Source organism: Clostridium sp. (assembly GCF_021372645.1).
Classification (GTDB): Bacteria; Bacillota; Clostridia; order Clostridiales; family Clostridiaceae; genus Clostridium.
This window is the reverse complement of record NZ_JAJFUC010000045.1, coordinates 64287-84530: the sequence shown is the minus strand read 5'-3', so window position 1 is coordinate 84530 and position 20244 is coordinate 64287. Positions and strand designations below refer to the sequence as shown.

Below are 20244 nucleotides of genomic sequence, written 5' to 3'. Positions count from 1 at the left end.
ATTAACACCTCTTTAAAAAGATTAACCCTTTATATAACTTATTCATACTATGTTATTATAGCATATAAATCCACTAATCCATAAACCTTTATGTGCCTAATTTCAAATCAATATTTTGGAGATTATTTATGAAAAAGAAAATTATTTATGTAGACTTTATAAAAAAGCGTAGAATAACATTTATACATTTCATTGTAAATAACTTTATTTCTTTGCTGTTTATTAAATTTAACATTAAGACTAACCCGTCCAAAAATATAGATTTTAGTAAAAATAAACGTATTTCTAATTAGTATACCGGCTTACATTTTTAATATAATTAAATATTATAATATATATGTTGTTTTAACAATGTACAATTAAAGATAAAACTCCTTTAGGATTTTTTGATGTATATTTTTTCAAATTTCATAGGAATTTATCTATCAATTATGCAGGACAAACGCATGAAATTTATAAAGCATTGATTTTGGCTAGTTCTAAGGGTTTGACAAATATATACCAAAAACTAAAATAGCTTGAAAAATCACTGTTAATTTTTTAATATGCGCTTGTCCTGATCAATTGTGCATTATTAATTGTAAATTATAATATATATGTTAATATATATATTATATTAAAACATTTAAACGAGGTGACTATATGAGAGTTGGACTAGGATATGATGTTCATAGATTAGTTGAAAATAGAAAATTAATTTTGGGTGGAGTTGAAATTCCATATGATAAAGGATTATTAGGTCATTCTGATGCAGATGTACTTCTTCATGCTATAATGGATTCCTTATTAGGAGCCTGTGCCCTTGGAGATATTGGTAAGCACTTTCCAGACACAGATAATACTTTCAAGGGTATATCAAGTATTGTATTACTTGAAGAGACTAGTAAGCTAGTTTTCAAATCTGGTTATATAATAAATAATATAGATGCTACAATAATAGCTCAAAAACCTAAAATGTTACCATATATTCAATGTATGAGAGAAAATATTTCAAAAGCTCTTGATATAGATATTAATAAGATAAATATTAAGGCTACTACAGAAGAAGGCCTTGGTTTTACTGGTGAAATGCTTGGGATTTCCTCTCAAAGCATAGCTTCTGTTGAAAATATTGAAATTTAGTCATGATAAAATATATAATAAATAAAAATTGACGGGATATTTATTCTAGTTCACTCAATAACTAGGTAAATATCCCTTCTATTATTTTTTATTAAAAGGCTCTTATTGTAAAACATATTGTTTTCTCATATATCACATCTTATATTTTCCTTACATTTTATAAACAAAATATTTACTCCTAAACTTTTTCCTATATATCAATATACCTCACTTAATTTTTTGAGTAGAACTTTTCTAAATATTTCGCCTTTTATTGAATTCTTTATTGCAAGCTTACAAGTATTTCTCCATTCATCTATTGTCATACCTATTCTGTTTTCTAATTCGCTTTCTGTATTTGTTACTAACGTAGATGAAACTACAAATTCCCCTAATTCTTCCGGAGTTTTGAAAATTCTTATATATATGAATTGTTTATTATCCCCCATCCATCTTTTGTTAAAACCTACTACAAATTTTCTTAACTCTATTTCACTTCTGTTAGATGGCAGGCCCCATAGATTGTTCAAAAATTCATAATCATTTTTCATATTAATCGAAACTTCTTTACTTATTTTGTTTAATTTTTCTCCCTCATTAGCAATTTTATCAACTTTTAAATGTGGAATTTTAGTGATTAGTTTTTCTTGTCCATATATCCATTTATAAAAAGCTTCTTGTAAAAATGAGTACTGAAAATATCCAATTAAACCTCCTATATTAGGGCAGTATCCCCATATGTTGTTTATTCCATTTTTATTTCCAAATATGAGTGTATGAAAATAGATACTTTTTTCAGTGGGTGGTCTTTGCATAAACATATGTCCTCTTATTGTCTTATTTTCGTTAATAACGTTTTCCCAATAATTAAATGAATTATAATTTTCCCTCACTTTACTCACCTTCCTGATCAATATTTTATAAAATATAATATCTAAGTATCATATATAGTTAATTATTATATTATATAGTATACAATACTATAATTTAAGTTTAATATAGTCATATCGTAAAATATTCTATATAATAATATATTATCCATAACATTATATTTTATTACTTATTTGGCAAATTTTATTATATTATTAAATTTGATATTTTTTATTGATTACTTTATAATATTACATATCAAGTAATTTGGTATGAGATAAATTCTAAGGGGGATTAAACATTGTCTTTATGTGAAATATGTAATGCCGAAGCTGATATACATCATATTATTCACAGAAGTGAAGGTGGCTTTGATATAGAATTAAATTATAAATATTTATGTTCGTCACATCATAGAGGGAAATATGGACCCCATCAATCCAAAGAAGTAGATCTTAGATATAAGTTAGATCTTCAAAGTAAATTATATGATATATTAAAAAAGGATTATTATTCCTTTAAGGAATTAGCATTAGAGTTAAATATACCTAAAAACACACTTAAAAGAATAACCAAAAATTTAAAACTTTATAAAGAAGGCTATAAAAAATCAGAAGTAATTTTAAAAATAATGGGTGATAAATTCTATTCAGAAGAAATGATTGTTAATTTGACTTTAGATAAATTAATTAAAAATATTGAGTAATTTTTATTAAACTTACTACTTTTATATAAAAAAGAACTTCTATATCTTAAAAGTTCTTTTTTTCTTTGATTTATCTATATTCTTACACGTTATGAGATATATTATAGTTTCCTAATTCCTCATATTCCTCTATCTCTTTTGGTTTAATATAATCTTTTATTTCTGCTACTTTACAACATCCCTAACCAAAATCTTTTGTTGATAAATCCGTCTCTAATTTTTCTAATGGTTATACACTTAAATCAACAAAATTTTCTACTCACTATAAATCTAAATTAATTATATAATGAGTATTATATTCTACTGAATCTAGCACTACTTCCTCTTCATCTGATGACATAGCTAAGTCTTTCAAATCATCCTCTAATGGCAAATTTAAATTTCTTGTAAATCTAATTCTTTTGACTTTAATTCCTCTAACTCAAAGTCTTTTGCTTCTAATTATTGTAATTCCAAAGTTTGTACATCTTTTACTAATTTACTTTCCAAATCTTCTTTTTCTATTCTAAATTGTTTTACTTTATCTATAAGCTCATCTGATTTATATAATAAGATATCTGAACTACTGTTTAACTCTTCTCCAAGTTTTGCAAGCTCTAATGATGAAAATCCTATTTGATCTACAGACTCTGAGGTATTCCTTACTTCTTCTGATAATTGATATATATTCTCAAATATTAAATCTTTATCTTGACTAATGTTTTCAAATGCCCCGTCTATATTTGAAACTTTAGGTGCTATTTCTGTAACTAATACTGCTATTTCCGAAAATGAAGTTGATGCTTTATTAACTATACCTTTTTGTTTTTGTAGCTCAGAATCCATATTTTTAGCTTCATCTACAAGTTTATTTATTATCTTCATAAGCCTATTTATTATTATATAAATATTTTGTGATGATTCTTTACTCTTATCTGAAAGCTTTCTAATTTCTGATGCTATAACATTAAATCCTCTGCCAGCTTCCCCTGCACTAGCTGCTTCAATTGCTGCATTAAATGCTAAGAGATTTATTTGTTCTGAAATTCTATTCATAATATGAGTGATTTCATCTACATTCTTCATATCTCCTTGTATATATTCTATACTAACTGAAAATTTTTCAAAGCTATTATTAACACTTACAATTCCATGATTTAATTCCTCTACATCCTTGTTTCCTCTCAATGATTTATCATTAATCACTGAAACATCTTTACTAATAGAATGAACATTGTCTTTAGCTAAATTTACTTCATCACTAAAATTTGTAAGTTTATTACTTATTTCTTTAAAATTTAGACTTTGTCTGTTGGTATTTTCTGAAACTTCTTGTATAGATGCTGATATTTCTTCTGTAAGTACTGACAAGTCTGTTGCAATTTTATTTAGTGATATTGAGCCATCTTTAACTACATGCGCATTATTTCTTACAGATTTTATCATACCACCAACAGATGTTTTGGCTTGAGCTACGCTTGTACAAATCTCACTTATTTCATCATTGCCTTTAATGTATTTATTATCAATTGGAGTATAGAAATCTCCCATTGCAATACTATCCACATAATTTTTAGCACCTAGCAATCTATTAATAACCTTAATAGTAAACCAAATTATTATGCTAACTAATAATAATAGCATGACTATTGTTACTATTGTATCAACCATTGCTAGACTCCCCAACGCACTTAATAAATCTTTTTCCTCAGCTGAAATCCCCATAGAAAGTCCTGTTTTTCCTATTGGAGTATATGTAATATACCTAACTTTGTCTTCATAAGTATATTCGCCAATTCCGGATTGATCACCAATAATCATACTTTTTCCTATATTATTTAAATCATCTAACGGACCCTTATCTGATGTCATATTTGTAATATTCTTATTTCCACTTACAAGGGCATCATCTTCTGCCACTATGAAATTTCCATTACTATCTACAATTAAAGCACTTCCTGTTTGTAAAAAATTTATTTCTTTATTTATAATCGAGAAATCTTTACAATCTTTTACTAATGTGATAGTACCAATTATATTCTCTGCTGAATCCCTAATTGGTACTGAATATGCTATTACTTTGCTATTTGTAATTGGATCTAAATATGGATTTGTTATAGCATTTTCCCCTTTTATTGACTTTATAAAACTTTGAGTTGTCTTTATTTTCTTTACACTTCCTGTTGTATCTATTGAGTTCCCATCTTTATCACTTATGCTTAACCCAACTTGTCCAATTGTTTTTAATGCTGGCTTTAAAATTTCTATCTTGTCTTTTAATGGTATACTTTCATCGCTAATTATTGGATTATTTGCTATTACTTCAAGATTTTTAATCTCACTCTTTATCTGATCATCTGCTCTACCTGCTGCTATTTTAGTCATTTCTTCCATTATATTTAAATTACTTTCTTTTAAAGAATTACTTGCAAATTTATATCCTAGTTCAGATAATATTGTAAATGCAATCAATAGCATTGGTATTAGAAACATTATAATTTTTACTTTAATGCTTTTTATTTTTCTATTCATCTCTACCTCCTAAAATAAATAACATGACTATATATTCCTATATAGCTTCATTGTAGTGCATTTTAATAAAATTCTTATTAAAATATCATTAAAATACTGTTAAACATATCAAAATATACCTTTTTAGAAATTATTTATTTAATATTTTTTCTGTTAATTTGTTGACATAGAAAAACTCAATGATTATAATAAGAAATATTAATATAATAATACGTTGATGAGGACAGTAAGCTAAAATTTTATTTTTCAGAGAGAGAATATACTGGTGTAATTATTCTTAAATAAATTTAGACTGAAAACCACCTCTGAGTGGCTTTAATAAAGCCCGTCATTATCACGTTACGATAAATTTAAGTGACCTATTTTTTTAGTTATTTAAGATAGTCTTTTTTTATTACTATAATTTTAGTATTAAGACTTTTTAATTAATCTATTTTTAGGTAATTAGAGTGGAACCACGAATATTACTTCGTCTCTATTTTTTAGAGACGAAGTTTTTTTATTTTCAAAACTTATATAATCTTTATAGTCATATTTCTATGCTAGCTACAATGATTATTAAAATTATATAAATCACATTCAAAAAATAATTATGTTTTATATATTGAGAGGAGTTTTAAAAATGATAAAAGTAACATTAAAAGATGGCTCAGTTAAAGAATTTGAGGCTGGACTATCAGTTTATGAAATTGCTAAATCAATTAGTGAAGGTTTAGCTAGAAATGCTTGTTGTGGCATAGTTAATGGCAAGGTTGCAGATCTTAGAGCTCAAATTAATGAGGATATATCTTTGAGCATATGCACATTTGATTCTCAAGAAGGTAAAGATGCAGTAAGACACAGCATATCTCATATTTTAGCTTATGCTGTAAAGAGATTATTCCCTAAAACAAAATTAGCTATAGGACCTTCTATTGCTACTGGTTTTTATTATGATTTTGACAGAGAAACTGCATTCACTGCTGCTGATCTAGAAAAACTTGAAGCAGAAATGCAAAAAATAATTAAAGAAAACCCTTCAATCGAAAGATCTGAACTTCCAAGAAACGAAGCTTTAGAATTAATGAAGGATGAACCTTACAAAGTAGAATTAATAAATGATCTTCCTGAAGACGAAGTAATCTCTTTCTATACAATTGGTGATTTTACTGATTTATGTGCTGGTCCTCACCTTATGTCATTAAAGTCAGTAAAAGCTATTAAACTTACTAGAAGTGCTGGAGCCTACTGGAAAGGTAATGAAAAGAACAAAATGCTTACTAGAATTTATGGTACTGCTTTCTTAAAGAAAGCAGATTTAGATGAATTTTTAGAAGCTTTAGAAGAAGCTAAAAAGAGAGACCATAATAAGCTTGGTAGGGAATTAAAATTATTTACAACTGATGAAAATGTAGGTCAAGGGCTTCCTTTAATGATGCCTAAGGGAGCTAAAATAGTTCAATTATTGCAAAGATGGGTTGAAGATGAAGAAGAAAAAAGAGGATATGTTTTAACTAAGACTCCATTAATGGCGAAGAGTGATTTATATAAAATTTCTGGTCACTGGGATCACTATAAAGATGGAATGTTTGTATTAGGAGATGAGGAAAAGGATGATGAAGTATTTGCTTTAAGACCAATGACTTGCCCATTCCAATACACTATATACAATTCTGAGCAACATAGCTATAGAGATTTACCAATAAGATATGGTGAAACTTCTACTCTATTCAGAAATGAAGCTTCTGGAGAAATGCATGGTCTAATCAGAGTTAGACAATTCACACTAGCTGATGGTCACTTAATTGTTACACCTGAACAATTAGAAGAAGAATTTAAAGGTGTTCTTGAATTAATACAACATCTTATGACTACTTTAGGTATTGCAGATAAAATATCTTATAGATTCTCTAAATGGGATCCAAACAATACTGAAAAATATATTAACGATCCTGAGGCATGGGAAAGAATTCAAGGTATAATGAAACAAATTTTAGATCACTTAGGAGTTAGCTATGTTGAAGCTGATGATGAGGCTGCCTTCTATGGTCCAAAGCTTGATTTACAATTTAAAAATGTTCATGGGAAAGAAGATACATTATTCACAGTTCAAATCGACTTTGCTTTAGCTGAAAGATTCGATATGAGCTATATAGATAAAAACGGAGAAAAGAAACGTCCATATATAATTCACAGATCATCAATTGGATGTTATGAAAGAACTTTAGCAATGCTTATAGAAGAATATGCTGGTGCTTTCCCTACTTGGCTTTCTCCAGTTCAAGCAAAAATATTACCAATCTCTGATAAATATAATGATTATGCTGAATTAGTTACAAAAGCATTAAAAAATAAAGGTGTTAGGGTTGAAACTGACTACAGAGCTGAAAAAATTGGTTATAAGATAAGAGAAGCAAGACTTGAAAGAATTCCTTATATCTTAGTTGTTGGAGAAAAGGAAGCTGCAAATAATGAAGTTTCTGTAAGAAGCAGAAAAAATGATGATGAAGGTGCTATTAATTTAGATGCATTCATCGAAAGAATTGTAACAGAAATAGCTAATAAAGAAAGATAAGTGAGAATCGAAATTTTATATTTCATTCTTCGAACTTACTCAACGAACACATGTGAGTCGAGTTTCCTTATTAATACTTAGTTAACAGTTAACTAAAAAAAATAGTAGATATCAAAAAATTGATATCTACTATTTTTTTATACTTGTTCTAACGCTTGTTTAACATCTTCTATAATATCTTCAACATTTTCAAGCCCTATTGATAATCTTATAAGACCTGGTGTTATTCCAGCTGCTACTAGTTGCTCATCCGAAAGCTGACGATGTGTAGCACTTGCTGGATGAAGCACTGATGTGTGGCTGTATGCAACATGAACTACATTTTCTGCTAATTTTAACCCATCCATAAATCTAATTGCATCTTCTCTACTACCTTTGATTGAAAATGAAATTACTCCACTACATCCATTAGGTAAATATTTTTTAGCTGAATCTGCATATTTATTTCCTTCTACAGTTGGATAATTTACAAATTCAACTTTATCGCTTTCACTTAAAAACTTTGCTATTACTTCTGCATTTCTACAATGCTTTTCCATTCTAATTGAAAGAGTTTCAAGTCCTAAATTTAAAAGAAATGCTGCATTTGCAGATGGATATACCCCTAAATCTCTCATAAGTTGAACTCTCGCTTTTGTTATGTATGCAGCTTTTCCAAATTGCTCAGCATAAACTATTCCATGATAAGATTCATCTGGTTCTGTAAATTCTTTGAACTTACCATTTGTCCAATCAAAATTTCCACTATCAACAATAACTCCACCAATTTGAACTGCATGCCCATCCATATATTTACTTGTTGAGTGAATAACTATATCTGCACCAAATTCTATTGGTCTACAAAGAATAGGAGTAGCAAATGTATTGTCAACAATAAGTGGAACATTATTTTTATGTGCAATGTTTGCAAACTTTTCAATATCAAATATAGCAATTGCAGGATTAGCAATAGTTTCCCCAAAAACTGCTTTAGTATTTGACTTAAATGCTTTTTGTATTTCTTCTTCTGATGCATAAGCATCAACGAATGTACATTCTATTCCAAATTTTTTAAGTGTTACTGCAAAAAGATTAATTGTCCCTCCATATATAGTAGAAACACTTACCATATGATCTCCAGCACTAAGTATATTTAATACACTTATAAAAGAAGCTGCTTGACCTGAAGTTGTGCAAAGAGCACCTACACCACCTTCCAATGCTGCTATTTTTTCTTCAACTGCCCCAACTGTTGGATTTGAAATACGAGAATACATATGTCCATCAGAAGTTAAGTCAAATAATTTCCCTATTTCTTCTGTTGAATCATATCTGTAGGTTGTACTTTGATATATTGGTAATGCTACAGGTTCTCCATTCTTTGGCTTATAGCCTTCATGTAAACATTTTGTTTCAATTTTCATAATATATAGCCCTCCTAAAATTTTTGAATAAAAATTCAATTTAATTATACATTAATATTTTAACTAGTAGTATACTCTCAATGCATATAAGTGAAAGAAAATAACATTCCAAAGATATGCCTAACCTATAAATTCTTTTTCAGTTATAATATAATTTACTGGTACATCTTGCTCATTCATTGGTATATTATCTAATATTTGAAAATCGTAAGCCAATGCTATTTTCGCTATTTTTTTCATATTATCTTTATTAATTTTCTTAAAGTATCTATCATAAAAACCTGCACCATATCCTATTCTTCCACCATTTCTATCAAAAGCTACCCCCGGTACCACAATTAAATCAAGTTCATTAGGATTAATATGTGGCTCTTCTACTGATGGTTCTAAAATTCCATATTCACTTTCTATTAGATTGTCTAATGATACAATTTCTACTGCATCCATAAGTCTGGTTTTAAATTCAGTCCTTGGAACATAAATTTTTTTATAGTCTTTTAAAGCTTTATTTATTATTTCCTTAGTATTTATTTCTGAATCATATGATATATAAATGAAGATATTTTTTGCGTCTCTATAATATTTATTTTCATAAAATTTATCTGATATTTTTTTATCCATTTTTCTTTTTTCAACTATATCTATATTGTCACGTTTAGCTAAAATTTCTTTTCTTAATATCTTTTTTTCATTAAATATTTCCATAACGTCCTCCCCTATAATTATATTTTATACGTAATATAAATTTGAATTATTTTAAATTTCATAAGCATATAATTTAACTTTTAATCTTGGTTATATAGTCATTTTCTATACTAATTATAATTTTACTTATTTCACTTTATTATGTCTATTCTTTTATCTAAGTATCAAGTATTCTTTGTAATATTAACTTTATAGTATTAAACAAAAAAATTTCATGTTATTTATATTGGATCATAGAATAATCATTATCAGTTTATCCTATTCTTGTACTTAGTTTCCTTGATTTTACATCTATCTTTTTATATAATGAATATACTGCATATTCAAGAAAGTATGTATTAAATAAAAGGAGTGCTAATTTATGAACTATAATGTTGAATTAATAAAGCAAGAAAATTATAAACCAACATTTTGGTCTGGGGGTATGGCTACAGAATTAATAACATACCCATCAAACTCTGATTATGCAAATAGAAATTTTTTATGGAGACTCGGAGTTGCTAAAATTGATATATTAGAATCTACTTTTAGTACTCTTCCAAATGTATCACGAAAATTTATGGTTATTGAAGGACAAATTATCCTTGACCATGAAAATAAATATGCAAAATTGCTTAATGTGTTTGATCAAGATAGTTTTATGGGTCATTGGAAAACTAAGACCTACGGTAAAGCCTCTGTTTTTAATTTAATGACAAAAGAAAATTATCATGGAGAGTTAATTCATTTAGATATTAAACCTAAAAAACAAGTTAAATTTAAATATGAAACTTCATTAAATAAAGACTTGGTAGCAATATGCTTTTATGTTATACAAGGTAGTTTTAAATCTACTCTAAATAATAACGTCTTTAAAGTTAATCCCAATGATTTATTGTTAATTAATTGTATAAATTCAAGCTTTATATCTGAATTTATGTTTTCTAGTAATTCATTAGAAATTACTAATATAATAGTAAGTATAATTTATCGTTCATAACCTACACTTCATCAAAGGCATTATCTCAAATTACTATTTTTAATTTGAGATAATATTTTGCTATTGCACGTTTATAAATTACATTATAAAGTGAACTCTTTAATTTTTATCTTATTCCTTTTGAAAGCCACCTCTTTTTTTATATCGTAATTATCTTGATCTATAGTAATTCTATAAATATCAGGACACCCTTCATCTCTCCACTTTTTCATATATTTTGCTGTGGCATATATGTCTGTATAATAATTTTTATCGTAACAATCTGAAAACTCTAAATAAGATAATATGCTCTTTTTATCTAATTTTAGATTTTCCTTATTTATATTATTACATATGGGAATAAAAAACCTTAAGGGAACTTCATAATCATACCTACATTTTTCCTTAAGTACTTTCGATTCCATCAGTACTCTCTTAAACAAAATATTGCCTTTATAGCTATCATCAATTTTTAATTTAAATATTATTTTTCCACTTTTATTTTTTTCTAATTTTACTTTAATCATTTTCTCACCATATGTCCTAAATTTATATGTTTATTCGACATTATTCATATTTTACCACTGTTAATGCTAATTATATAATTTTTTATTCTTTTAAATAATGTCCTTTAGATTATCTATTTACTATTCGCATATTTCTATTTTATCATGGTAAATAATAAGTGTCTAACCGAAAAACTGCGTAGTAAATTAGAAAATATCATTCAAGCCAAAGTGAATCAATATTTTGAAACATTCTATTAAATTTACCAAAAAAGTGTATAAAGAAAGTACCCTTTTATGCTTCACATGAAAAAAGCCAGGCACTTCTAATCATTTTATAATTAAAAATTCCTGACTTTTAACATGACTTTTTTATGAGTAACACGAGTTTTTTATTACTGATGCAGGTTTGTTAAGAGTTTACATCAGTTATAGCCCTGATTTTCTCTCTATTTTTAACAACTTTATTCTAAATCTACAAATTTGCGCAGCCATACTACCATATTATTCCACAGTTACTGATTTGGCTAAATTCCTTGGCTTATCAATATCACAGCCCTTAGCCTTAGCAACATAATATGAGAATAATTGAAGAACTGCAACTCCAAGCACTGGTGCAAATATATCTATAGTTCTTGGAATATAGACAACTTGATCTAGCACTTCTTCTAATCCCTTTGTTCCTTCATAGCAAACTCCAATAACCTTTGCCCCTCTAGCTTTAATTTCAACTATATTACTTACCATTTTTTCTTTTAAAGCTTCTTGAGTTAATAAAGTTACAACCTTTGTCCCATCTTCAATTAATGCTATAGGACCATGCTTTAATTCTCCACCTGCATATGCATCTGAATGAATATATGATATTTCTTTAAGTTTGAGTGAACCTTCTAATGCTAACGCATAATCCAATCCTCTACCTAAATAGTACATATCTTTTTCTTCAGCTACACCTTCTGCTATAGTTTTTATTATTTCCTTATCTTCTAAAACCAACTCTACCTTTTCTGGTAAATCTAATAATTCTTCTTTTAATTTATTTAGTCTATCACTCTTTAATTTGCCTAATAGTTCTGCAAATCTCATAGCTATCATATACATTCCAATGATTTGAGTTGTATAAGCTTTAGTTGAAGCAACTGAAATTTCTGGCCCAGCTAGTGTATATAATACATGATCTGCTTCTCTTGAAACTGAACTTCCTACTACATTTGTTAATGCAATAATTGTAGCTCCAATATTTTTAGAATTTCTAAGCGCTGCTAACGTATCTGCAGTTTCACCTGATTGACTAATAACTATAACTAAAGATTTTTCTGTAACTAATGGATTTCTATATCTAAATTCTGATGCAATGTCAACTTCAACTGGAATTCTTGCAAGAGATTCAATTAAGTTTTTTCCTACAAGACCTGCATGATAAGCCGTACCACATGCAACTATAAATACTCTATCTGTCTTTTCTAAATCTTCTTTAGTTATCTTTAAATCATCTAATACAATATCATGATCCATTGAAATTCTTCCAGCCATAGTATCTCTTATTGCTCTTGGTTGCTCATGAATTTCTTTTAACATAAAGTCTTCGAATCCACCTTTTTCAGCTGCATCTTCACTCCATGTTACATGATATATTTCTTTTTGAATTTCTGCTCCATCTTGACTGAAAAGCTTAACTCCATCTTTTGTAAGAACAGCTATTTCATGGTCTTCTAAAAGATAAACATCTCTTGTATAGCTTAATACTGCTGGAATATCTGATGCTATAAATGATTCATCTTTTCCTAGTCCCACTATTAATGGACATTCTTTTCTTACAGCAATAAGTTTGTTAGGTTCATCTTTGCAAACAACACCTAAAGCATAACTTCCTTCTAGCTTCTTAAGAGCTTTTCTAACTGCTTCAAATAAATCTCCCTTATAATAGTAATCTATTAAATTAGGAATTACTTCTGTGTCAGTTTCTGATTTGAAAGTATATCCTTCACCTTTAAGCCATGTTCTTAAAGTTAAATAGTTTTCAATAATACCATTTTGAACTACAGCAATTGTTTCTTTACTATTTAAATGCGGATGAGAGTTTACATCTGATGGTGCTCCATGAGTTGCCCATCTAGTATGACCTATTCCCATATTTCCTTCAACAGGATTTTCCTTTATATCATTAGATAAATTAACTAAACGTCCCTTAAATTTTCTTACTTCAATACTTCCTTTATTAAGAACAGCAACTCCAGCTGAGTCATATCCTCTATACTCTAACTTTGACAATCCATTAATTAAAAATGATGTTGCTCTTCCACTTCCTAAATATCCAACTATTCCGCACATATTGATTCTTCCTTCCATCTCTTTAAACTTACTCTTAACTAAATTGAATAAGTCTTTTTTATATTTAATTTTATCTAAATCCAAAGCTTGTACCAACAATGTTAAGATAACTGCTTTTCTAATTCATATTATATAAATCAGTTACTAATGAGTTGTCTTACTTAAAAAAGGGCATAATTATCCTAGTACCATAAAAAGCCTTAAACTTTAGAAGGTTTTAACACCAAACTGGATTTGTACTTCAAATTGCTTTAAAGTTTTGCCAGTTGTTAACGGTAGTGCTGCGGCATCTGAAAGAAAATAATAGGTCAAATATACTAGCATACTGACTTATTATTTTTTTGAAGATTCCTTACCGTGGGGCACCCGCCGAAGTTTCGATAACTCCCCAACCTCGTCAACTCGCTTCCACGAGTTCTGGCGCTTTATTTTAAATTAAAAATATTTCTTTATACTATCACACCTTTCAATTTCCATTTCATACCCTTGGATATATTTTATCATATAAAATTTTTTTGTCTATAATATATAATATAGCTTTGGTTCTAATATTCTACATTTTTTAACTTTATTTTTAAACTCCATAATTCATACATAATAAATCAGCCAACTATATATAAGGAAAAAAGTAGCCCTTAAAATTATTAATTAGCTACCTTGTCCCAATTTCTATTCCATTATGAAAATGCAATCCATGGCTTTTTAATCTCCTCTTTTAAGGTATTATAGTTATTAATATAACTCCTTAATTGAATATCTAAATCCAAACTGCTTAAAACTTGATTATTATAATCCGATTTAGTTATCAAACCTAAATCACATTTAAGTTTTGCATTACTAAGCTGCTTATTATTTAATTCTATATTTTGCTTCATATAATTAATATTATCTTCTGCTGTAAGAAGATTTGTGTAAAGTGTTCTTAGCTGATCTTTAAAATTCTTTTTGTCTTTATCTAGATTAGTTTGATCTTCATCAACACTTAACTTATTTGCTAGATATGCCAGACGTGCTGATACAGCATTTGTATATGCATTTAAATCTTTTTCATATTGATCATAGTCTGTCTTATAAGCATCAGTGTATCCACCATAAGTGGTTAATATAGGTTCCCCACTTACTTTAGCGGCTTCTGATGTTGTCTTTGCATCAGACACATAACCCTCAGTTACTTTATTGTCAGAATCATAATAATAATCTTTCTTAAGCTTTAGTATCTGTTCTCTATATTTTAAATACTTATCTATAGCATTATCTAAATAATTATCAATTGAACCATCTATTTTTAGTGTTTCATATGCAATATCTTGTTCTAAACTATATTTCGTTATATCTTTCCCAGTTAATACCTTAAAGCTATATTCTGTATCTTTTAATGCATTTTCACTTGACTTCTGCGTATTTTGTAAATTCTGAATTTCAAGTTCAGTTGTCTTTAAATCAGTTGATGTTATGATCCCTAAACTTTTCTTAAGTTTTGTATCATTAAGTTCCTTCTTTTTAATTTCTAACGCTTTTGCTGCTTTATCTATCTTCATTTGATTTGTAACAATATCATTATATTTTTGGATGACTTTTTGTATTAATACATCTTCATCAAAGTCTCTTTGTTGCTTTACTTTATCTGCCGTAGCTTCTCTAGTATCGTCATTAAAATCTTCTTTATCCCCACTAACACCTGTATAATCATCTAGCTCTTCATTAATATCATTTACATTATCTTGATAAGTTATCTTCTTAGTATCCAGTTGTAACGTATCACTTATGCTAATAGCTGACTTTATTGCATCATCTAAAGTAAGAACTGGTTTTTGATTCGCTTGTGTTTGAACATTTGTAATAGTATCAACATTTTGTATTGTGTCTTCTGCAAATACTGGCATAATACTTCCACTCATAACACTTACGCCAATTGCAAATGCAACTAACTTATTTATGTTCTTTCTCATGCTTATTCTCCTCTTTAATTAAATTTTATCTTATTATTAAATACATCTTTTCTAACAATTAAAGGTACTATTTCTAACTAACCTTAACTAATACAATTACAACCTATGTTGGTTAAATTATAAACTAGTACCATTTAGTTCAAAATCCTATTTTTTTAAATTTATCTCTTTATTTTTATCTATTACTTTAGGCTCTATTTCATTATTTGTAAATTTGCTAAACTTAGGTTTTATCTTTTCCTCTTTGAATTGCTCATACCTACCTGATATTTTTCCTGTTATCTTGTGAATTCTATTAGCAAATTTCTTTTCTAAATCATCAAAAATTACATAAATAACTGGAATTAATACCAATGTAACTAATGTTGAAACACTAAGACCACCTATAATTATTACCCCTAGAGATTGCATCATTTCTCCGCCTTCTTCTAACGCCAATGCTGTTGGTAACATACCAAATGCAGCTGTTAAAACTGTCATTATAACTGGTCTTAATCTTGTTGCTGAACCCTTTGAAACTATTTCTTCTATACTTAACTTTCCTTTCATAGATTTTCTAAGTTGCTCAATATAATCAATTAAAACTATACCATGGTTAACAACAATACCTACCAACATAATTGCACCTAGCATTCCTACTATGCTGATTTTTATTTGTGTTATTAACAATATAGCAACAACACCAACAAAGGCAAATGGGATACAAGTCATTATAATAAATGGCTTACTGAATGATTCAAATTCTGCTATCATTACCATATATACTAGTATTACTGCAATTCCCATTGCATAGACAAGTCCCATCATGGACTCTTGCATGTTCTTTGCATCACCACTAGTGTTTGCTTCATAATCTCTTGGCAAATTCATTTCATTTATTGCAGCTGTTGCTTGCGCCGTTGCCGTTCCTGTATCGACTCCCTTAAGATTAGCTGTAATGCCTATAGAATAATCTCCATTTGATCTATTAATTTGCTTCAATCCATCTGATATTTTTATATCTGCTATCTCTAATAATGGAATTTCCTGACCTGTTTTTGACATTACTTTTATTTGTTTTATATCCTCTAAATTATCAATGCTATCTCCTTTAAATTTCAAGTTAACATCTACTTCATAATCATTTATCTTAGCTGTTGTTACTGAATCTCCAACTACAGCTGTATGCAATAATGAAGCAATTGATGAAGCATTAATCCCATATTTATTTGCCTTTTGTTTATCTATTATGAATTGAGCTTCCTGAGTTGTATCCGCAATAGATGTCTCTATATTTTGAAATCCGTCTATATTACTAAACTTACCTTCAATTTGTTTTGCTAATACTTCTAATGTATCTAAATCTGGTCCCTTTAATTGCATAGCAAAATCTGAACTGCTACCTTCACCTGTTGAACTACTGTCTAATGCAACTTTTATTTTACAATCTGGGACAGTATTCATTCTTTCAGTTATTTCTTCTTCTATTTCAGCTGTAGACTTTTTTCTCTCTTCTTTGGGAATTAATTCTATCTTTATGTTAGAACTATTACTATTACCAGATGTTTTTAATGTTGTTATTAATGTTTTTATTTCTGAAATATCAGAGATTTTCTCTTCTGCCATAGAAACATAATAATCACTTGGCTTTAATGCTAATCCTTCTGGCAACTCTATAGATATGCTTATCTTTCCCTTATCTGATGCTGGCATAAACTCCATTTTTAAAAATGTAGCTCCAAATATAGCAATAAAAAATAAGGCAGTACTCAATATTACGACTATACGTTTATGCTTTAATGAAATATTTATTAATTTCATATAAATTTCGCTTATCTTATCAAATATAGGTGAAGGTTTTTCTTTCATTTTTGCGGAGTTTTTTCCACCACTTAATTTATTAAACATACTAGGTACAAGCGTAAGTGCCACAATTAAGGATATAGTTAATGCAGCAATAACTGTTTTAGATAAAGATGCAAATATTATTTTAGTAAGCCCATCAGTAAATAATATAGGTAAAAATACACATATTATTGTGAGTGTTGATCCTACAATAGCACTAGTTACAGTTTTTGTACCTTGCAAGGCACATTCTTCATTAGTTAATATTTCATTGTTCTTATACTTAAATATATTTTCTATAACAACAATTGAGTTATCCACAACAAGACCAACTGATATTACCAGTGAAGTTAACGTAAGCATATTTAATGTTTCACCAGTAAAATAAAGAAAGGCTATTGTCCCTACTATCGATGTAGGAATTGCTAATGCTACAGCAAATGATGCTCTAAAACTTTTTAAAAATGCTAATATTATAATAAATGAAATAATAGAACTTATAAATATTTCTGAAATTACATTATTAACAGAGGTTTTAATATATTCACTTGAATCACTAACAAGTTTAGTCTTATATTGTGAATTATTTTTACTTAACTCGGTTACTGCTTTATTAACTCCCTCCATGACCTTTATAGTATTAGCATCTTGTTGCTTCTTAACGTCTATTATTAAACTTTCCTCACCATTGTATCTATATACATCTTTTTTCTCTACAGTACCATATTCAACATTACAAATTTCATCTAATCTAACCGATTGCCCTTTATTAGTAGAAATTTGAATTTGTTTTATATCGTCTAATGAATTTAATTGATCCATTCCTCTTAAAACAATTTTATCATCTCCTTGAGTAATAGATCCATATGGGAAAGTTTTATTAGTAGCTTGCATTGCACTTTTAATAGTTGATAAGCTAACATTATAACTAGATAACACAGCTGGATCTGCTGTTATATTAACCTGTGATTTTTCTCCACCCATAATGTCTGCTTCTGTAACACCATCTACAGTTTTAATTTTTGTTTGTACAACATCTTCTGCATATTTCATTAGGTCATCATTATTTTTTCCCCCTGAAATAACTAATCTACCTATAGCACTTGCATTTATTACATCCATTTTAATAACCGCTGGTGTTTCTGCATCACTAGGCAATTCGCTTTTCACTTCATCCACTTTAGATTTAACATCATTTATTACAGTATTTATATCAGTTCCATATTCAAATTGTATGACAACAACTGAAACACTTTCTTTTGAATAGGTACCTGTCTCTTTAACCCTAGAAACAGCTGAAACTTTTTCTTCTATTTTTTCACTTATTTGTTTATCAATATCCTCTGGTCCTGCACCCTGCCATACAGTTTGAATTGATAAAACTGGTATATCCATCTTTGGCATTGTATCTGCAGTCATTTTTGAATATCCTATAACACCAAACATTATTAATACTAAAAAAATCATAACTATAGTAAGAGGACGCTTAATTGAAGTTTTTGTTAAACTCATAATATTAATCCTCCTTTGTTACTGGAAATATACTAGTTCCATCAGAAATTAGATTTAATCCTCCAATAACTACTGTATCATCTTTACTTATTCCACTTTTAATTTCTGTTGTAGTAGAAGTTACAATTCCTGTTGTAACTTCTGTTTTAACTGATTTATTATCTGAGCTTGCTATATATACATACTTTTTCCCATCTTCTTCAAATATTGCTTTCTTAGGAACTGTTATTGCTTGATCCTGTTTTTCTATACTTACTTCAATATCCGCTGACATTCCTGCTTTAAAATCTCCTTGTGAATTATCTACAAGTATTTCAACATCATATAGTGATGTTGCTGAATTAACTACTGTAGGTACATATCTTACTATACCTTTAGTTGCTTTATTATTAATCATAACACTGACTTCCTGTCCTGCTGTAAACTTAGTTAAATCAGATTGAGTTACATCTAAATCTATTTGCAAAGTATTTGGACTAGAAATAACAAATGCAGGTTTTTGTTGACTTGCCATTTCATTAACATTAAAATTCTTAACTGTTATTATTCCATCTGTTGGTGCAGTTAAAGTAAGTTTATTTAAATTGCTAGCTGCAACATCATATGCAACTTGTGATTGATTAAGTTGTTTTTCAGCTAATTCTTTTAATTCTGGAATACTTTTCGCATCTGATGTATCATATGATTTTTGTGCCGCATCTAAATTTTGTTTTGCTTGATTTAAAGAAACTTCATATTTTTTATATGCATCTTCACTTATTGCTTCTGCTTGATAAAGTTGAGTATTTATATTATAACTTCTCTTAGCTTCATCGTAGTTGATTTGGGCTGATTTTAGAGCATTATCTAATGCATTTTTTTGACTTTCTATATTTCCATCTGTTGTATTTGTATAATTTGCTTTTGCAATTTCTAAGGCTGCTGCTAATTGTTTTACACTATTCTGAGTATCATCACCTTTTATTGTTAAAAGGGTATCTCCTTTTTTAACTTCTTGACCTAATGTTACATATATTTCTTCGATTGTTCCTCCCATTTCTACTGTAACTGATGTTTCATCCTTAACTTTTGTAGTTCCAGTAAATGTATTTGCATTTTCTATTCCTTCACCCTTAGCCATTTGTACTGATACAGCTACTGGCTTTTCTTTTTCTTTTGGAGGCTGTCCGCATCCCGATAGCCCTAATGAACTAATTACTAAAAATAATGCTAAATATTTTTTCATGTTTTCCTCTCCAATTTTTTAAATAATTTCTTGTTAAAGCCTTAATAATTCTAAATAATTTTTCTTAATTTCTAATTGAAACTTTCACT

The 20244-nt window shown here is 28.3% G+C and carries 13 protein-coding genes; 4 read left to right on the top strand and 9 right to left on the bottom strand.

What is annotated here, in order from left to right; genetic code table 11:
- The first annotated feature begins 642 nt into the window (after window positions 1-642).
- Window positions 643-1122 carry a 2-C-methyl-D-erythritol 2,4-cyclodiphosphate synthase gene (gene ispF, locus LLF98_RS07835; protein ID WP_291702518.1) on the top strand — a complete coding sequence of 160 codons (480 nt, stop codon included), beginning with the start codon at window positions 643-645 and terminating at the stop codon, window positions 1120-1122.
- 197 nt (window positions 1123-1319) lie between these two features.
- On the opposite strand, the gene LLF98_RS07830 is transcribed toward ispF, so the two are convergent.
- Window positions 1320-1916, bottom strand: a complete 597-nt coding sequence (locus tag LLF98_RS07830; protein WP_291702516.1) for a hypothetical protein — start codon at window positions 1914-1916, stop codon at window positions 1320-1322.
- A 356-nt stretch (window positions 1917-2272) separates the two neighbouring features.
- Here LLF98_RS07830 and LLF98_RS07825 point away from each other — a divergent pair, with 356 nt between their 5' ends.
- On the top strand, window positions 2273-2677 hold the full coding sequence (locus tag LLF98_RS07825; protein WP_291702514.1) for an HNH endonuclease signature motif containing protein: 405 nt from the start codon (window positions 2273-2275) through the stop codon (window positions 2675-2677).
- Between the two features lie 441 nt (window positions 2678-3118).
- Here the strand turns inward: LLF98_RS07825 and LLF98_RS07820 are convergent, their stop codons facing one another.
- Complete coding sequence (locus LLF98_RS07820; protein WP_291702512.1) at window positions 3119-5188, bottom strand: methyl-accepting chemotaxis protein; 2070 nt, start codon at window positions 5186-5188, stop codon at window positions 3119-3121.
- Between the two features lie 622 nt (window positions 5189-5810).
- Between LLF98_RS07820 and thrS the strand changes: the two genes are divergently transcribed.
- Window positions 5811-7742: a threonine--tRNA ligase gene (thrS, locus tag LLF98_RS07815; RefSeq protein ID WP_291702511.1), complete on the top strand. Its 1932-nt coding sequence runs from the start codon at window positions 5811-5813 to the stop codon at window positions 7740-7742.
- A 137-nt stretch (window positions 7743-7879) separates the two neighbouring features.
- On the opposite strand, the gene LLF98_RS07810 is transcribed toward thrS, so the two are convergent.
- Complete coding sequence (locus LLF98_RS07810) at window positions 7880-9145, bottom strand: PLP-dependent transferase (protein ID WP_291702509.1); 1266 nt, start codon at window positions 9143-9145, stop codon at window positions 7880-7882.
- 120 nt (window positions 9146-9265) lie between these two features.
- Window positions 9266-9850, bottom strand: coding sequence for a 5-formyltetrahydrofolate cyclo-ligase (locus tag LLF98_RS07805; RefSeq protein ID WP_291702507.1), 585 nt, complete (start codon window positions 9848-9850; stop codon window positions 9266-9268).
- Window positions 9851-10211: 361 nt separating this feature from the next.
- Here LLF98_RS07805 and LLF98_RS07800 point away from each other — a divergent pair, with 361 nt between their 5' ends.
- Window positions 10212-10829: a HutD family protein gene (locus LLF98_RS07800; RefSeq protein WP_291702505.1), complete on the top strand. Its 618-nt coding sequence runs from the start codon at window positions 10212-10214 to the stop codon at window positions 10827-10829.
- A gap of 83 nt (window positions 10830-10912) precedes the next feature.
- Here the strand turns inward: LLF98_RS07800 and LLF98_RS07795 are convergent, their stop codons facing one another.
- From LLF98_RS07795 to LLF98_RS07775, 5 genes are all read right to left on the bottom strand, one after another.
- Window positions 10913-11335 carry a hypothetical protein gene (locus LLF98_RS07795; RefSeq protein ID WP_291702503.1) on the bottom strand — a complete coding sequence of 141 codons (423 nt, stop codon included), beginning with the start codon at window positions 11333-11335 and terminating at the stop codon, window positions 10913-10915.
- A 483-nt stretch (window positions 11336-11818) separates the two neighbouring features.
- Complete coding sequence (glmS, locus tag LLF98_RS07790) at window positions 11819-13645, bottom strand: glutamine--fructose-6-phosphate transaminase (isomerizing) (RefSeq protein WP_291702537.1); 1827 nt, start codon at window positions 13643-13645, stop codon at window positions 11819-11821.
- A gap of 677 nt (window positions 13646-14322) precedes the next feature.
- Entirely contained in the window at window positions 14323-15594 is a 1272-nt protein-coding gene (locus LLF98_RS07785) for a TolC family protein (RefSeq protein ID WP_291702501.1), read from the bottom strand.
- 147 nt (window positions 15595-15741) lie between these two features.
- A complete protein-coding gene (locus LLF98_RS07780) occupies window positions 15742-18930 on the bottom strand; it encodes an efflux RND transporter permease subunit (protein WP_291702499.1) in 3189 nt (1062 codons plus the stop codon).
- Window positions 18931-18934: 4 nt separating this feature from the next.
- The gene (locus LLF98_RS07775; protein WP_291702497.1) at window positions 18935-20155 is read right to left on the bottom strand and encodes an efflux RND transporter periplasmic adaptor subunit; all 1221 of its coding nucleotides are present in this window, start codon (window positions 20153-20155) and stop codon (window positions 18935-18937) included.
- Window positions 20156-20244: the final 89 nt, after the last annotated feature.

Bases quoted from the DNA above. Each gene is read 5' to 3' on its own strand.
- LLF98_RS07775 (WP_291702497.1), bottom strand. From the start codon at position 20,155: ATGAAAAAATATTTAGCATTATTTTTAGTAATTAGTTCATTAGGGCTA.
- ispF (WP_291702518.1), top strand. From the start codon at position 643: ATGAGAGTTGGACTAGGATATGATGTTCATAGATTAGTTGAAAATAGA.
- LLF98_RS07805 (WP_291702507.1), bottom strand. From the start codon at position 9,850: ATGGAAATATTTAATGAAAAAAAGATATTAAGAAAAGAAATTTTAGCT.
- LLF98_RS07785 (WP_291702501.1), bottom strand. From the start codon at position 15,594: ATGAGAAAGAACATAAATAAGTTAGTTGCATTTGCAATTGGCGTAAGT.
- LLF98_RS07795 (WP_291702503.1), bottom strand. From the start codon at position 11,335: ATGATTAAAGTAAAATTAGAAAAAAATAAAAGTGGAAAAATAATATTT.
- glmS (WP_291702537.1), bottom strand. From the start codon at position 13,645: ATGTGCGGAATAGTTGGATATTTAGGAAGTGGAAGAGCAACATCATTT.
- thrS (WP_291702511.1), top strand. From the start codon at position 5,811: ATGATAAAAGTAACATTAAAAGATGGCTCAGTTAAAGAATTTGAGGCT.
- LLF98_RS07830 (WP_291702516.1), bottom strand. From the start codon at position 1,916: ATGCAAAGACCACCCACTGAAAAAAGTATCTATTTTCATACACTCATA.
- LLF98_RS07780 (WP_291702499.1), bottom strand. From the start codon at position 18,930: ATGAGTTTAACAAAAACTTCAATTAAGCGTCCTCTTACTATAGTTATG.
- LLF98_RS07820 (WP_291702512.1), bottom strand. From the start codon at position 5,188: ATGAATAGAAAAATAAAAAGCATTAAAGTAAAAATTATAATGTTTCTA.
- LLF98_RS07800 (WP_291702505.1), top strand. From the start codon at position 10,212: ATGAACTATAATGTTGAATTAATAAAGCAAGAAAATTATAAACCAACA.
- LLF98_RS07810 (WP_291702509.1), bottom strand. From the start codon at position 9,145: ATGAAAATTGAAACAAAATGTTTACATGAAGGCTATAAGCCAAAGAAT.